This is a genomic window from Vibrio sp. V38_P2S17PM301 (genome assembly GCF_009904845.1).
Classification (GTDB): Bacteria; Pseudomonadota; Gammaproteobacteria; order Enterobacterales; family Vibrionaceae; genus Vibrio; species Vibrio proteolyticus.
The window spans coordinates 1-16749 of sequence record NZ_WXWO01000095.1 but is presented as its reverse complement, the minus strand read 5'-3'; the positions used below and the strand labels follow the sequence as shown (position 1 = coordinate 16749).

Annotated in this window: 13 protein-coding genes; 2 read left to right on the top strand and 11 right to left on the bottom strand. The window is 49.3% G+C overall.

All coding sequences use genetic code 11. The annotated features are described in order from the left end of the window. On the top strand, positions 1-2505 hold the full coding sequence (locus tag CAG64_RS19585) for a LysM peptidoglycan-binding domain-containing protein (protein WP_161448459.1): 2505 nt from the start codon (positions 1-3) through the stop codon (positions 2503-2505). A gap of 40 nt (positions 2506-2545) precedes the next feature. On the opposite strand, the gene CAG64_RS19580 is transcribed toward CAG64_RS19585, so the two are convergent. The 11 genes from CAG64_RS19580 to CAG64_RS19530 all read right to left on the bottom strand — a co-directional run bounded on the left by CAG64_RS19580 (position 2546) and on the right by CAG64_RS19530 (position 15238). Then, complete coding sequence (locus CAG64_RS19580) at positions 2546-3607, bottom strand: formylglycine-generating enzyme family protein (RefSeq protein WP_161448457.1); 1062 nt, start codon at positions 3605-3607, stop codon at positions 2546-2548. Between the two features lie 119 nt (positions 3608-3726). After that, positions 3727-5004: a cytosine deaminase gene (locus CAG64_RS19575; protein WP_021704886.1), complete on the bottom strand. Its 1278-nt coding sequence runs from the start codon at positions 5002-5004 to the stop codon at positions 3727-3729. Positions 5005-5013: 9 nt separating this feature from the next. Further along, entirely contained in the window at positions 5014-6252 is a 1239-nt protein-coding gene (codB, locus tag CAG64_RS19570; protein ID WP_161448455.1) for a cytosine permease, read from the bottom strand. Between the two features lie 493 nt (positions 6253-6745). Beyond that, complete coding sequence (locus tag CAG64_RS19565) at positions 6746-7648, bottom strand: AraC family transcriptional regulator (RefSeq protein WP_021704884.1); 903 nt, start codon at positions 7646-7648, stop codon at positions 6746-6748. A gap of 420 nt (positions 7649-8068) precedes the next feature. Then, entirely contained in the window at positions 8069-9415 is a 1347-nt protein-coding gene (locus CAG64_RS19560; protein WP_161488789.1) for a magnesium transporter, read from the bottom strand. Positions 9416-9588: 173 nt separating this feature from the next. Continuing rightward, positions 9589-10062: a MarR family winged helix-turn-helix transcriptional regulator gene (locus CAG64_RS19555; RefSeq protein ID WP_021704882.1), complete on the bottom strand. Its 474-nt coding sequence runs from the start codon at positions 10060-10062 to the stop codon at positions 9589-9591. Between the two features lie 89 nt (positions 10063-10151). After that, positions 10152-11159, bottom strand: coding sequence for a glycine betaine/L-proline ABC transporter substrate-binding protein ProX (gene proX, locus CAG64_RS19550; protein ID WP_161488790.1), 1008 nt, complete (start codon positions 11157-11159; stop codon positions 10152-10154). After that, on the bottom strand, positions 11159-12235 hold the full coding sequence (gene proW / locus CAG64_RS19545) for a glycine betaine/L-proline ABC transporter permease ProW (protein WP_021704880.1): 1077 nt from the start codon (positions 12233-12235) through the stop codon (positions 11159-11161). The genes proX and proW overlap by 1 nt, the downstream gene beginning before the upstream one ends. 3 nt (positions 12236-12238) lie before the next feature. Beyond that, complete coding sequence (proV, locus tag CAG64_RS19540; RefSeq protein WP_021704879.1) at positions 12239-13426, bottom strand: glycine betaine/L-proline ABC transporter ATP-binding protein ProV; 1188 nt, start codon at positions 13424-13426, stop codon at positions 12239-12241. Positions 13427-13697: 271 nt separating this feature from the next. After that, positions 13698-14921, bottom strand: coding sequence for an HlyD family secretion protein (locus CAG64_RS19535; RefSeq protein ID WP_161488791.1), 1224 nt, complete (start codon positions 14919-14921; stop codon positions 13698-13700). Further along, the gene (locus tag CAG64_RS19530; RefSeq protein ID WP_021704877.1) at positions 14921-15238 is read right to left on the bottom strand and encodes a hypothetical protein; all 318 of its coding nucleotides are present in this window, start codon (positions 15236-15238) and stop codon (positions 14921-14923) included. Before CAG64_RS19530 ends, CAG64_RS19535 begins: the two co-directional genes overlap by 1 nt. A gap of 109 nt (positions 15239-15347) precedes the next feature. On the opposite strand from CAG64_RS19530, the gene CAG64_RS19525 reads away from it, so the two are divergent. Beyond that, a complete protein-coding gene (locus tag CAG64_RS19525; protein ID WP_161488792.1) occupies positions 15348-16355 on the top strand; it encodes an AraC family transcriptional regulator in 1008 nt (335 codons plus the stop codon). The last annotated feature ends 394 nt before the right edge of the window (positions 16356-16749 follow it).

The window sequence follows — 16749 nt, the reverse complement described above, 5'->3', positions numbered from 1 at the left end:
ATGACCACCCCTTACATCGTTAAACCCGGTGATACCCTATTAAGAATTGCTGTCGAGCAACAAGTGGATTTTAATACGCTGTTGCAACTTAACCCTCAGTATCAACCGGATCCCGATCTCATTCAAATTGGCGCTTCCCTTCTGCTTCCCCAAAAAAGTACGGATGAACCCATTGAGCCTGAGTATTCCGTTGAACCGGTTACAGACACACGACCGTTGGCCACTCAGCCGACACTAATCGCACCGCCACTGTGTACACCGATAGACGTTCATGATGTGCTGTTTTTCACCGGAGAAGGCCCATTGGAATACTGGTCTCTGGATGAAAAATCGACCCAATTGTTAGAAGAAGAGGCCCGACAAACGGATCGACTGATTGATAGCTACAGAGCGCTTCTTGAGAGTGCGCCGGATCAAAATACGGCCACCCGAGAGAGTTTAGAGCGATATGCGCTCAAGAGAGCGGCATGGCTGGAAGATGCCAAGCATGCCGGCGTGTTTGCTCTTGAAACGCAAACGCCTAGCCGAGCCAGCGCCCGAGCATCTGACGTCAGAGCTCGAAAACCTCAAACGCCGCCCAACCAAGAGCGCATTAAAGCGGAGCTCAAATCCTTGCGAGATCGCCATCGATTTGTCGAACACTACCGTGATGACTGGTTTGGGGACAGCTCTGTCGACACCTTACGAAAAGAAATACTCACCCGAATTCAGTTACAAATTGATTTTTACAGTGCACTAGAAACAAAAACCGTGCAAAAAGAAAGTGTGGTGAAGATGGGCGTTGACCTTAACCGCTTCAACAAAACAGGAAGGGAAGCAGCAACGCAAAGGGTGCGTCATCATGTCAGAGAAGTCTACTCTGTGCGGCAAGAGCGAGCGCTTTACGTTCGTGATCGTTTTTATGAACGGGAAGTGCGGCGCTGGCGACGGTCGTATCAAAACACTCGAGCCATGAACGCGCTAGAACAGAGGGATTTCAAACGCTTCGGTAAGGCCATTGCTCAAGATATCAAAGAAGACTTTAAAGATAGAACGCTATCACCTAAGTTTGAAGCAAAGCTGAACTCATGGCAACTTGAAGGCTGGAAATATAAAGAGTGGACATCCACACAACCCTTTCTGAATGAAGACGGCGAAACGCAGTTTGCCATCAGTGCGGAAGCGCAATTACTGCGCTGGGGAGCTCAGGCAAGCGTCGCCGCCTCCTTTGAACCATCCAAAGGGAAAGTGGGCATTGCATTAGGTGCTGAAGGCAGTATTTCATTGGCCGAAGCTAAAATTTCTGCTGACCTGTTCTTGCCTTATGAGAATGGTCTGCCGGTCATGCTGAGCTATACCGATGCCAATAAACAACCGGCGACCTATTCATTTGGGTGTTTTCGTTTAAAAGGAACGGCAACGATTGGTTGCTTTGTTGGGGGCATGGCAGAAGCCAGCCTCCAGGCCGGTAACCAACCCGAAGAGAATGGTGGCAGTACTGGCGTGATGTTTACGCCGAGTGTCAACCTGAGTCGTGCGCCTAAAGGGGATGTCGGTTTTAAAGCTCAAGGCTTTGCCGGAGTTCAAGCCAGTGGCCAATTAACCGGGGCCATGGAATGGCAGCCACCGAAAGACATCAATACCACCAAGTTTAAAACACTGGCTGAAATCAAAACGGAAGGCAATATCGCAGCCGGGGCTGGATTGAGCGCTGATTTCCAATTGTCTTTACTCAATGGCAACTTTTACGTCAAATGTTCAGGAAAGCTCGTGTGGGGTGTCGGTGGCGGTGGCGGCTTTGGCGCTGTTATCAATATGGATGAGCTTTGGGAGCTGGCAAAAGTCATTTGGCAAGGCTTGCAATACGTGGATTACCGAGCACTCAAAAACATTGACCAACAAGCCTACAAATATCTAGTGGATTCAACAATTGTGGCCTTTGCATCTGATGTTATCCAAGATCCAGAACAAGCTCTACTCAAAGCAGTGCAAGCAGGCGAAGCTCAGATTGCTGAGTGGAAAAGTATCTATGAAGAAATGCAAAATAGAGAGAAGAAAGCAGCAGAGCTTTCTCGTAGAATCATGAACGATGCGACCCGAAGTAGCGTCCCTCTTCATCGTCTGCCGCCCGAAGCCATTGGGGCCATGCTCGATCTACTTGTCGAAAGCTTTTACTTTAATTGGGAAGAAGAGCAGGAAACCGCCATCTGTAAATTGCTCAAAGAGAGCACTTACAGTTGGCATAAATTTGAAGAAATTCTAGAAAATATGGCGTCTGAAGGACGACCAAACAAAGCTGAGCGCGTGTTATTTGATAATCTGGTTCGTATCAATGCTATTTTAGATGGGGAGCAGCAAGAGGAGTTTAATCTTTGGGTGGCCAAGCTCGCCGAAACCAATAAAGTGGCCGATATCGCCCAAGCGCCCTATTCACCGCGAAGTGGTGCCATGCTCGCCATGAAACGTGATTTGGTCAAGCAGCAAATCGCCATGCTGGATAGGGATGCTGGCACTCGATACGTTTAACATTGTGGCCCTTTTTCGGGCCACAATTGTTTAAAAGCCATCATTGTTGCAGCGCACAACGAAAACTCACGCCAGGAGAGTACCCTTCTTTTTCGGGAGTGGAATGAATGCGTGCAAACGTCATTGTGGTACCGGAGGCATCCCGCAATACTTTTTCAGTCCCGGATGATGGGCCTTGGGGGTTGAGCTTGGGTGAGTTTTTATAATAATCAGGGGAATACCAGTCATTCACCCATTCACTCACCTGGTTCGTCATACCATAAACCCCCAAAGGGTTTGGGGGGTAGGCATCTACTTGGTATGTTTCCCCATAACCGGGAGTATTAGCGTCACTCTGTTGATATTCAACATATATACCGTTCTCAGGATCAAAATACTGATCTCCACTCGTTTGTCGGTATCCATTGTTAGTTGCAAAATAGTAATTCAGCCCTCGGCTTCTTGCCGCATACTCCCACTGTGCCTCTGTGGGCAAATCAAATGGCAGTAAACTGACTTCCCCTAACCATTGACAGTAATCTTTCGCCTCTTGCCAACTTTTAGCTTTAGCTGCTTGCTTTGGCCTGTTACTGAGCAAACGAGAATATTCGTCCGAATCCCTATCAATTGTTTGATTTTTTATGAGCTTAAAACCCTCATATTTATTATCTGCCACTGGTAAATCAGAGATCCACCTCATTGCTTCCATTTCAATAAAGCGCGTTTCATATTTCGAGATGGAATAGTCACTCAAAGTAACGGTATGAAGGTCAGCCGCGCCTGTCTCTTCACTAAAAGGATCACTTAAGCACTGCACATCGGGTGACCAATCCATACGACCGACTGTTCTGCTTGGGATCTCACACGGTGCACCAAAATCGCCCATCTCAAAACGGCCGCCTTCCACAAACACCAGATTTTCGATGGCGCGCACCACCACCTCTGCTGCGTTCTGTTTCTGCTCCTGAGTCGCCTCAGGATAACGTGTGTTGATATTGTTCACAATCGTGTCAATTTGCTCTGATGATACCGTTTCGCTTGTCACCTGAACCGTTGAATTGGCGTCACTGCATGCTGACAGCAATGGCAATGTACACGCCACACCTAACCATCTGTTTTTCATTATTATCACCCTATGTCTTGGTGTGCATATTTTACGCAAAAAAAAAGGGTGATAACAGAAGAAAAGGCGGAATTTCTACACTGTACCGTCCTAAATAAGGTTGACACTCGCCTTTATTCTCAACGCCGGAAATCGACCGGTTCTGAATTTTTAAGGTGAATCTGCGTGACGGTCGGGGCCGTCTCAGCAATCACTTTGCCATGACGTATCGAGTAGCGCACCGGGACCTGACGGCGCAGTGCATCAAAACCACTTTCTGCTGGTAGGATCAACAGACTGCCTGGTTTGCCGACTTCAATGCCGTAGTGATCCTGAATGTTTAACGTGCGGGCGGAGTGGCTGCTGATGAGTTTGAGCGACTCATTGATCTGGTCATAGCCCATCACCTGACACACATGTAGGCCCATATGCAGCACCTGGAGCATGTTGGCGGTTCCGAGAGGATACCAGGGATCGAATACATCATCGTGACCAAAGCAGACATTAATGCCTGCGTTGAGCATCTCTTTCACCCGGGTGACGCCACGGCGTTTAGGGTAATCGTCAAAACGGCCCTGAAGGTGGATATTCACCAGTGGGTTCGCGACAAAATTAATGCCGGACATCCGCAACAATCGGAATAGCCGTGACGCGTAGGCGCCATTATAAGAACCCATAGCGGTTGTATGACTGGCTGTGACCTTATTACCCATGGCGTATTTGTGCGCCAATGCCGCCAGCGTTTCAACGAAGCGGGACTGTTCGTCGTCGATTTCATCGCAGTGTACGTCGATCAGTCGATCGTATTTTTTCGCCAGTTCAAACACATAGTGCAGTGATTCAACACCGTATTCACGAGTGAACTCAAAATGGGGGATTGCGCCGATCACGTCTGCCCCTAGTTTGAGCGCTTCTTCGAGTAACGCTTTGCCATTGGGATAAGAGAGGATACCTTCTTGAGGAAAGGCCACGATCTGTATGTCGACCCAGGGCTTCATCTCTTCCCGTACCTCAAGCATTGCTTTGAGAGCGATCAGAGTGGGATCAGATACATCGACATGCGTCCTGACGTGCTGCACGCCGTTGGCAATTTGCCATTTGAGGGTTTGGGTTGCACGTGTTTTCACATCCTCGATAGAGAGCTGTTCTTTGCGCTCCGCCCAGCGCTCTATGCCTTCAAACAGCGTTCCGGAAATGTTCCAGGCCGGCTCACCGGCCGTTTGCGTGGTATCTAAATGAATGTGTGGTTCACAAAAAGGAGCGACAGCCAGGCCGCCTTTCGCATCAAGGATTTGGCCTGCAAATTCATCACTGTCCGTCGCAGGGTCGATCCGGCTGAAGCAGCCGTTTTCAATCAAGATGTTTTTGAGCGGTTCTTCGCCTTCAAGTCTGGCGTTTTTTATCAGTAATGTTGTCATGACGTGTCCTTATGCCGTCTGCGTTGCGAGTGTTTTTTTGTTGATAATAGGATTGAGTATCAGGTAACTCAATGCCCCGCCCAGTACCGCGTTGACCGGCACCACGCCAGGCAGGAAATGACCTGCAACCACACCGATGACGACAGCGGAGATTGCGGCCCAGTTGATGGTCTGAAACTCTGCGGTCGAGAAATCACGGTAACGCTTACGATTTATCATGAAATCCGCAATGATCACACCACCGATAGGCGGAATAGCCAACGAAAGGAAGGTTAACCAGCCCACAAAGTTGTTGTACAGCCAAAGCGCACACAGGGTGCCAATCAGGCCATTGAATATAGAAATGAATTTGCTCGGCAGACCGGTAATGTTGGAGAAACCCAGACCGGAGGCGTAGAGCGCGTTGTCATTGGTGGTCCAGATGTTAAGACCGAGGACGATAATGGCAGGCAACAACAACCCCTGTGCCATCATGACTTCAGAAATATCCGACTGACCAGTCACTGAGGCGCCGGCTGCACCGAAAACAAACATCAGTGAGTTACCGATAAAGAACGCGATCATGGTCACCAGGACCGCGCCTGCTGGCTTTTTACCGAAACGAACAAAGTCGGCAGTGAGTGTACCTGCGCTGACAAAGGAGCCGACAACCATGGCCAGAGCAACTGAAAAGTCAATAGGTTGCGTTGGTTGTGTGGTCTGTAGCTCGCTCAAACCGCCCACACTGTTTATGGCTTCAGAAACGGACCAACTCCCCAGAATTGCAATGGCCGGTACCGCTATGGCAGACAGAATCATCAAAGCTGAAATGCCAAAATAGACCGTCGCGGTCATCATTAAACCAGACACGATAATCAGAATATTTGTATCAATACCGGTGGCTTTTTGCACCGGAATCGCAAACATCGCAACTCCGACGCCAAACCAGCCCACTTGCGTTCCACCCAACAAGGCTGAGGGCAGCCATGAGCCTTTAGAGCCGAAAGAAAAACGCGCAAGGAGATGGGTGGAGAGGCCGGTTGAAGCGCCGATGTAGCCAAGACAAGACGTGTAAATACCGAGGATGAGATTGCCGATGAGTACAGCAAGGAAGAAGTCGTTGAAACTCAGGCCGGTACCGAGTGAACCGCCGGTCCACATACTTGCAGAGAAAAATGTCAGCCCCAGCATCACCATGGTCAGTGATGCGACTCCTTTTCTGGCCGATGTTGGCACCGGACCAAGACTGTAGTTGTTGTCTGCAGCCATTTTTAACCTCCGCTATCTGATTGTCGAAAACTTACGTTACCAAAATCCAGGCAAACGGCGCGTATTATGGTGGTGTAAAATTGAGAGTCAATGAGTTTATTGCTATTAAAACGTTTGCTTTTATGTTTTATGATTTTATTTTCTTTTAAAACAAAGATTTGAATTTTTTAATTTTTTGGTTTTTTTAAGGGTGTTGTTGGTGTGTTTGTTCTGTTGAATGCAAATGATGGCGTGTATTTGGTGATTTTTTTATGTTTTACTTATTCATCGGGTTTATGGTGAAGTTTGGCAAGGATTTTGAACCACTTATGAGTGATATGGCCTGAGGGAATGCGGGTTGTATGAAATGTGAGCGTGATTTGTTTTGTAAATACGGGGTATGATTTGATTTTTGATTTTTTCGCTCGTTTTTCTATGATTTTGAGCGGCTTTTTCCGAATTGTAACGTGGTTGTTTGTTTTGGGCGGTGATAAACCAACCGCCCAGATGGTACTCAGGCTTTAATCGCGGTGCAGAAGCTGACATCACAAACGTTTGTGTTGTCGTCGCACGAGTGATATAGCTCGAAGCAGGGTCTGTCGTCGGAATCGAGCCCACTTTTAACCAACTGCCCCATTAACTCGTCCCAGGCCGGGGCGTATTGACTGTGGTCTGTAATGGTTTTGCGAATAAAAGCGTACTCTCCTCCGTCAAACGATTTGAGCTCGATACCCTGAGCGGTTTCAACCGGCTCGTCCAGGACCAGGCAGATGTCCGTACGACATTTTTCGGCCGCGGTGATTTCTGGGTTGTCGTGATAAACGAAAATACAGGTATTACCAGCCAATCCTCTCGGACCTGCCCAACCAAATAACTTCTCACAGGCAGGTTGATAGTTTTCCCCATACGGGCCAGTAACGCGAATGTAAGCCAGATGGCCGGGGGCGAGTGACATAGTGTCCATAATGATGCTCCTTGTTAGCGGTTCATCTGTAGTGTAGGGAGCCTCGATGTCACCGGCGTGTCCATTCTTGCGCAACGTGTGTCCGATCTTGCTGTGTTGCAATAACTGGGCAAACGAGGCTAAGTCGACACAGTCTCGCACCTGGCTGGGTGTCAACCCAAAGTGCTGCCGGAATGCTTTGGCCAGACTCTGAGAACTGGAAAAACCGTACTCCAGGGCGATGGCTGTCACACTGGGCTTTTGATAGAAGAGCGTACTCGCGATGGCTTCCAGCCTCAGGCGTCGTAAATACTCATTGAGTGTTTCGCCCATGACCGCTTTAAAGATGCGATGGAAGTGATAGGGTGAGAGACACGCCAAAGCGGCCACCTTATCGAGATTAAGAGGTTCATTGAAATGCGTTTCTAAATGGCGTACCACTGGAAGTAAACGAGTATGATAATTGACAGACATAATGGCAGCTGGCCGAGAGGTTATATAGGGTGATGAACGTTGAGTTAAGCTTACTCAAACATCTTTGCGAGAGCGAAATGGAATTGGGTAGAAACCTGAGTTTTCTCACAGATAAAAAAAGAGCCAATTGCAAGAAGGGCAATTGGCTTATGTATGATGCGAACAATCGGAGTTCACTAACAACGTCAGTTGGCTAGATGACCCTCGGCTTACAAGGGTCAGATTTATTAATGCAGTATATGTGCCAAGTTTTATAGCAACCAAAATTAGGGCTTTGTCAGGGATTTTGGGGCTAAATAAGTGTTTGAAATTGCAAATTGAAAATGCAATGTGCAAATGTTTACATATTTGCTAATGACAGTTGTCATTTTATTCGCGTTCAGCTTAAACAAAGCGGCCTCCAGACCGCTTGATTACTGACTATAGCATCACCAGGCTGGCCGTACCGAGGAAAGCAAAAAAGCCAACCACATCCGTGACGGTCGTCAGGATGACCGAACCGGCGAGGGCCGGGTCGAGTTTTAACTTATCGAGTGCGATCGGGATCAAGACACCAAACAGTGCTGCGGTGATGATATTCACCACGATAGCCAGCGCAATCGTGGCTCCGATAATTGGCGCCTGAAACCACAGCGCAGCGAGAATGCCGATGATCGCCGCCCAGGCCAAACCGTTGAGAGAACCAATACCTAATTCGTTTTTCAGTAGAGCCATCCGGTTACCAGGGGTGATCTGATTTAACGCCATTGCCCGCACCATCAAAGTAAGAGTCTGGCTGCCTGCGATGCCGCCCATTGATGCCACGATGGGCATCAACACCGCCAGCGCCACAACTTGAGCAATCACATCTTCAAATAAGCCGATGGTGATGGACGCCAGGATGGCCGTCAGTAGATTGATACCGAGCCAGACACCGCGCTTTTGCGAACTTTTCAACACGGGAGCGAACAAATCGTCGCCTTCATCCATACCGGTACCTGCCATCAAACGGGTCTCGTAAATTTCACGCTGCGTGCTCAGCGCAAACTGCCAGTTCACTTCACCGATCAGAATTTGTTCGTCGTCTACGACGGGCAGAGCGGGCAAAGAGCTGTGTTCCAGGGCTTCTATGGACTCGGGCAGCTGCGTTCTGGCATTTAAGGTCGTCATGGGTTCTATTGCCAGATTTTTCAGACGCTCCGTTGATTCACTGCGCAGTAAATCCAAATAGCGCACCATGCCGCGCATCTGTTTCTTCTTGTTGATCAGGTAAAGGTGATCCGGCGATTCGTAACTGTAGCGCTCCATCAGTTCACGCGCTTTGGCGACTGAAATATTAAACGGGAGCGCAATTACTTTTCGTTCAGCCCAGCGGCCCAATTGGTCATCTTCGTATTCATTGGCCTGATCGAACAGTTCAAGCTCATCTTTTTCCATCAGTTCGATGGCGTCATTAATGATGGCTTCAGGCAGAGAGTCGGCCCATTCAATCAGCGATAGGTTATCCAGTTTGGCCAGGGTAATTTTCAGTTCAACTTCAGAGAGCGACTGGATGATCGAAAGGCGTACGTCGGCACGCATCTCGGTCAAGACATCAATGTGCATCTCGAGGGGGAGCCCACGCCACAGACGTACACGATCATCAATGGGAAACGCTTCGAGGATAAGAGCGACGGAGCCGGCTTCGAGGCCTTCTTCTATCTGCTCATTCAGTACCTGAGGTTGTTGCTCCTGCTCGGTTTTGGACAGTTGTTCTATTTGAAAGGATAAATCTTGAAATTCGCTCACTCTGGAGGCCCTTGTTTTTGGTATTCATCTGGGATCAGGTATACGCAGCACGGCAGACAACCTGATACTAAGGTGCTCATCATGGCGGTGATGCTTCGTTAAATAAGGTATACGAACTGGTAGGAAAAACAATAGGCTGGAGCTGGTAGTACGCATGATTACTGCACTACCGGCTAGTCGTGTTTGGACTCCTCCACACTCAGTAATGGCGCGACGTCGATGTCTTTGGCATTCATCATGCAAGAGATGCGTTGCACGGCAGACAGCAGCAGCGATTGCTCCCAAATATCCAGCTTCTGGTAACGCTCGATAAAATTATCTTGAATCGGAAGAGGTGCGGTTTCCAACACATGGTCGCCTTTTTCGGTCAGAATGGTGTGCACAATGCGGCGGTCTTTCTCACTGCGTTGACGTCTGACCAGACCTCGCTTTTCCAGGCGATCGATGATGCTGGTGGCCGTTGCCTGACTCATGTTGGTCGAGATCGATAACTGTTTGATAGTGACATTCCCGGAGTCGCGTATAGAGCGCATCAGAATCAACTGTGGGCTGGTCAGGCCAAGATCCTTATTCAGTTGTCTGGAATGCAAGTCGACAGCGCGGATGATCTGCCGGATTGCCACTAAAACTTCTTCGTGCTTATCCAAGATGGACTCCCTGTCAGGTTGAATGGAAACAGCAGGCTCGCTGGCGAGCCTGCATAAGATACACGCTGGTGCGTATACGTTAGTCGCGGTTACATTGCGGCTTTTTTCGCTTCATCAATCCAGGCGTTGAACTGCTGTTGATGGGCTTTGATCCAGTTGTCCGCGTGAGCTTCAATGTCTTTTTGCGAGTTCTGACCTTTACTCATCATCATGTTTTCGGCACTCACATCGTTGATGTTGACCTTGATGATTTCAAACAGCTTGGCTGCCGCCGGGTTTTTTTCCGCAAAAGCTTTGTTGGCAACGATACGCATCGAGTTCATCTCAAAACCGTAGTTTTTGCCGTTTGATAAGGTGGTATCAACGTCTTTACGTTCACCCGGCAGAGAGGAAAACGGTACTTCCAGCCAAACTACGTCTTTCCCTGGTACCAGCACACCACTCACCCAGTACGGTGTCCAAGTGTAATACAGAATAGGGTCCCCTTTTTTATAACGGGAAATGGTATCGGCGATGATCGCTGCGTAGTTGCCTTGGTTGTGACTGACTGTGTCACGCAGTTTAAACGCATCCAGTTGGTGCTCAATGACCCCCTCACAACCCCAGCCTGGGTTACAACCGGTGAGATCGGCTTTGCCGTCGTCATTGGCATCAAACAGTTTGGCTACTTTCGGATCTTTCAGCTGTCCGATGTTCGTAATGCCGTACTTTTCGGCGGTTTTTTTGTCGATCAGGTAGCCCTGTGCTGCGCCAGAGACATACTGGCCTTTGCGGTAAAACTTCGCGTCACCGCCCGCCATTTCATATTTGTCTGCGTGTAGCGGGAACCAGCCAACGGTCAGGTAGGTGGCATCGCCTTCTGCGATCGAGGTATAGCCGACGTTGTAATCTACTTCTTTGGTCGGCTGAACATCATAACCGAGCGCTTCCATCGCCTTGTTGACGATCAGAGTCTGGAATGTTTCTTCTGCCACCGTAGACTGGACAGGTTGTACGGTAATGCCTTCTCCCGGTAGTTGTTCTGCCCATGCCTGAGTTGACAGAGCACCACTGACGAGCAGGGCACCAAGAGCAGGTTTCATCCATGACAGGTTCATTACTTTTCTCCTATGTGATTAAGTTTCGACGTAGAATCAGGTTTCAGTCGTAGAATCAGTGCGACGGGTCCTGAGTGGAACCAACGCACTTTACTGTCGCGGGACTTCTGTCCCAGCGACTGAGTAATTCGGTCAAGCAAGATGGCAAGAATCACGATGCCAAGACCACCGACCGCGGCCATGCCCATGTCCAGACGGCCGATACCGCGCAGTACCATCTGACCCAGACCACCCACGGCAATCATTGAGGCGATCACCACCATCGACAGTGACAACATCAGAGTCTGGTTGACCCCCGCCATGATGGTCGGCATGGCCAGCGGCAGCTGAATCCGGTACAGCATCTGTTTCGGGCTCGCCCCAAACGAATGGCCTGCCTCAATAAGCTCATCAGGCACTTGTTGGATGCCCAGAATGGTCAGTCGCACAATTGGTGGCAGGGCGAAAATGATGGTAACCACCACGCCGGGCACATTACCAATACCAAACAGCATGACGATGGGAACCAGATAAACGAATGCGGGGGTGGTTTGCATCGCATCGAGAATGGGTCGTACGATTTTGGCCGCGGTTTGGCTTCGGGCCAGCCATATCCCCATCGGCAGCCCGATCAGAAGACAGAAAAATACAGACGTCAGAACCAGCGCGAGCGTTGTCATGGCTTCGCTCCAAGCACCAATTAAACCGATGATGATCAGTGAAAACAGTGTTGAGATGCCCATGCGGATACCAGAAAACTGCCAGGCCAATAAGAACAGGATGACCAGCATTACGGGCGCAGGTGTTGAGGTCAGAACGGTTTCGAATGAACTCAAAATGACGTCAACAGGGGCGCGGATAGCCTGGAACACTGGGCGTCCATGGGTGACCAGCCAGTTAAGTCCGGTTTCGACCCAGTTATCGAAAGGGATCACTGAGTGGTCGAAGGGGTGCATCCAGTCAAAGTCCGGCTGATCTGCCGGTGCGGCATTAAGCCAGTCACTGTTGGTTGCCTGACTGCTGTCGCTGGACCAGGGATCGCTCGCAGGCTCAGTCGTCTGGCTCCAAGGATCTGAAGGTGTGGTTTCCGTGGTCATGATTTACTCCCTGTCCAACGTTTGTAGAAGGCGTGATTTGCTGATAACGCCGTAATAGTTTGCTTCTGCATCGACCACCGGCACGGCGTAAGGAAGGTCGGCCACCTGGCTGATCAACTCGCTGACGCTGGCGTCTGGCAATAAAGAAGTGGTATCTCCCAGCACCGCAGACGTCAGGGACGCGCGTGCGTCGGCGGCGGATTTCAGCGATTCCAGCGACACCAGACCAACGTATTTATTAGAGCGGTCGACAACAACGCCGTATTCACGGTCGTGATCCATCAGCAGTTGCATGGCAGACGCCGGGCCGTCCATCTCCGATTTCTTGATCACGGCAGCCGGATTTTTGCGCGCAATGTCCCGGGCGCTGAGCACGCTGGCAACGTTGACGCCACGGAAAAATGAGCGAACATAGTCGTTGGCCGGATGGTGCAGGATTTCATCCGGGGTACCGATCTGAACCACGACGCCGTCTTGCATGATGGCGATGCGATCGCCAATACGCATGGCTTCATCCAGATCGTGCGAAATAAACACAACGGTGCGCTGGTCTTCATTCTGCAATCTCAACAACTCGTCCTGCATCTCTGTACGAATCAGTGGGTCTAGTGCCGAAAAAGCCTCGTCCATTAACAGGATATCCGGGTCACAGGCGAGGGCTCGTGCCAGGCCGACACGTTGTTTCATCCCTCCGGACAGCTCATCCGGATAGGACTCACAGTAAGGTTCCAGCCCAACCGCGGCTAACGCTTCGCGAGCGGCTTTATGGCGCTGCTCTGGGCTTATCCCCGCAAGCTCTAGGCCAAAGGCCGCATTTTCTATTACGGTCATATGCGGCATCAGAGCGAAGTTCTGAAAAACCATCGAGATCTGTTTGCGTCGCACTTCACGCAATTCTTCTGGTGAGATGTGCGCTATGTCTTTGTCTTTGAGGATCACGTCGCCACGGGTTGGTTCGATCAGTCGATTGAGCAGACGGACTAATGTGGACTTCCCCGAACCGGACAAACCCATGATGACGAAGATTTCTCCCTGATTGATAGAGAGCGAAACATCTTTCACGCCGACGGTCAGTCCGGTGGCGTCAAAGATCTGATCTTTGTCTAAGCCTTTTTCCAGCAAAGGGAAGGCCTTGTCCGGCTCTTCACCGAACACTTTAAAAAGGTTACGGACTTCAAGAATGGTTGACATTCAACACTTCCTTGTAGTGGTTAATATTTACAGTTCGAATATATAGTACACTAAACAATATTATAGCTATTTTCAAATGTGAAAGTGATTATTCATGATTTTGTAACGTTTTTACTGGGGTTTAATAGGTTTTAAAGGTTAGATATCAAATTAAATGTGCGTGTTGTTCGACCAATTTGAACTGTTTTTATAAATGTTGATGAACGGTGTCGCGCGGGGAAGGAAAGGCAAAAGCGCCGGCCAAGCCGACGCGTTTTGCTGAGGGATGTGCTCAGATTGAATAGAAAAAGTACAGCTGGGATTTCATTCTCAGAATGATGCCGCGGATCACGTCGAGGAACGCCATGAATGAAATGGGTTTTTCTGCGCTGATCCAGGCCAGCCCGACAGAGCCGACAGGGATGTCATACCCATCAGGCTCTTCGATTTTAAGCCGGACAAAGTGATGTTTATTCTGCAGGTTTTTTCCTGTTGTGGCACGCACGTTTTGATCAAAACCCAGCAGGTTGCCTTGTGATTCTCCGGTGGCTTCGACAATGCCTTCGACCCTGGCGGAGAAAATTTTGCCGGGATACACAGAGGTGGCGAATTCGGCCGCCTGACCTGCTTTGACATTTCGTATCGCCTGATGATTGACACGCATTAGCACGTACTTTTCGTTGGTGTACATCTGCAAGCGTGGCAACCGCGAGATGAGCTGGCCCTCGCGTAAAATAAAGTTAGTGACAAAGCCATCGGCTGGAGCGTGTACTTTTGTGCTGTCCAGATCCCATTTAGCTTTAGCGATTTGCTGTTGCGCGCTGCGCCGGTCAGCATCTCGCGACCGCACAGTCAGTTGTGATTTACGGATATCCAACCTGGCTTTCTCTGCATCGGCTCTCTTTTTAGCCAGCTGGGCGCTCAACGTAGAAATCTTTTGTCTGGTCAGCGCCACGGTTGTGGTTTGTTGGTCGATATCGCTTTCTGTAATGGTGTTGTGCACCGCGCGATTTTGCGCTTGATAACGTGCCAGCATCTTTTTTTGCAAGTCATAATCCACTTTAGCCGCGGCCAGTTCACTTTCGGAGGTCGTGACATCATGCTCTGCTGCCTGAGCATTGGCTGTGGCGACCGTGATGTCTTCTCGGGCGTTATCGAGTGCGATTTGTGCGGCTTGCGCACTGACTTGTGCCTGCTTCAGTGCAATTTGATAGGGTGCATCTTCCAAATCGTAAATAGGCTGCCCTTTTTTGACGACCTGATTGGGTTGGATATAAATGGTTTTGACTTTGCCGTTGATGTTGATCGAGTCCGGGCGCAACTGAATATGTGGGGATTGCACGACAGAGCCGCCGGATAAATCCATCGGCGCGAAATTGATTAAGCCGACCCAGACAAACATCAGCCAGCTAAACCCACCGAGATAAGCGAACGTTTTGGTGAGCTTGTTCCATGGCATGCCGACCAGACGCAGCAGGTAAATGAACAAGGACCAGACGGCCAATCCTTCCAGCATCAGTGCTCCTCCTTACTTTGACTTGGCGCATGTCGCCAGGTGTCGCGCAGATAGACGATGCCCTTATCCAGATCAACGAACGCCAGAATGACGGCGAGCACCCAGACCCAATGCCAGATAAAACCGATCCACGTTAAGGCCGTGATCAGACCAAGTTGATGATGTTCTTTACTGTGCGCTTTGTTGATCGGCAATTCATGTATCTTCCAGAAGCCATACAACGCCGCACCGATAGAGCCAACCAAAACCACGGTAGCCATGACGTGCAGTACTGTATCTGCTGTGGTTTCCACAAACGGAACACTGAACAGACTCATTGATTTCTCCTTTAAATAAAATCGAGCTCATTGTGCGAAGTCGTTGAAGAAATCCATTGTCTGTGACAAATTAAATCAAAATTTAACTTATTTTGATTTAATTGATGCCATGAAAAGTGTCCGCTTTATTCGCGCGTTAGGGATTAAAAACATCCATGACACGGCCATGATCCGATATGGGCTAGACGAGCAGGCGCTTGGGATCCCGGATAGCGTTTTTCATAACCCGATGAACTTGATCCCGGTGTCGGAAATGAGCCGTTGGTTGTTGAAGCTGGAATCCAAGACTGGGGATCCGGACATCGTACTCAATGTTACCCAGAACATTGAACTTGGCCGTCTGGGGGCGGCCGGACGTTGGATGTTTTCCGGTCACGACTTGTCGTCCACGATCCGCCGTATCAATTACGGTATACGCAGTTTACAGTCGGGGGCGTTTATGGCGGGTGAACAGAAGGGGTCGCTGATTAAGTGGTACTACGACAACACGTATGTCTCATCTGACGTCAAGGTTCATGATAGTGTGCGTGTGGCCGTTTTCATGATGAAAGTCCTGTGTGAGTATCTGGGAAAAGAGTTTGTGCCAAAGCGAGTGATGCTCTCCGGAAGCCGCGTGAATAAAGCGGCGTATCAGGCCTACTTTGGCTGCGAAGTCGGGTGGAATCATTATCGGACCGAAATTTGGTTGCATTCGGATCAACGCCTGGCCACTCAGTTGCATCGCACCGTCACGAAAAATCGACTGGCGATGAGTTTTTCGGATTTAGATGAATTTATTAACATGCCGGATCCAGAAGATGAGCTCAAAGTGATTTACGAAGTGGTGAAATACAGCTGTCATTTTGGTTTGCCGAACTTAACGCAGGTTTCGGGCATTTTAGGCGTTTCTCAGCAACATTTTCAGCGCCTGCTGCATGCTCGCGGGCTGAATTTCTCTACTGTCTGTGGCTATGTATTGAGCAATGTCGCGGTAGAGTTAATCAGCCGCCATGTGCCGTTAGATCAAGTGGCGGCTCGATTAGGGTACACCAACATCACAAGTTTCAACCGTATGTTTAAACGTCATCGAGGTCTGACGCCGTTGCAATACATTCAGCGTTTTCAGGACGCATTCTGAATTTGGTTTAAGGTTTAAGCTACTGATATTAATTATGTATTGAACATATTCTTACGTTGTGCTGACCTGATGCTTACACTTCTGCGTCTCATGCCCCCTACACTGAGCAAACCGACAAAGCTTAATCCTGCTTTGTAATTGGAAACTCTCTATATCTTACTGATATGTTGGCTCTGCACTTGCAGAGCCATTTTTTGTTGTATGGAGAAAACCCCCAGCTAGGCTGGGGGTTCCGTAAAGCTTACAGCTATAAGTTAGTTATATAACCCCTTTCAATTTGATAAAAACGTCTTGTGGTCTGGCAACTGCAAGAGTTAATTAAGAATTGAAAGGGGGTCCCAATGGGGGACGAAAAGAGCTTAGCGCACACGCGATGGAATTGTAAATATCATGT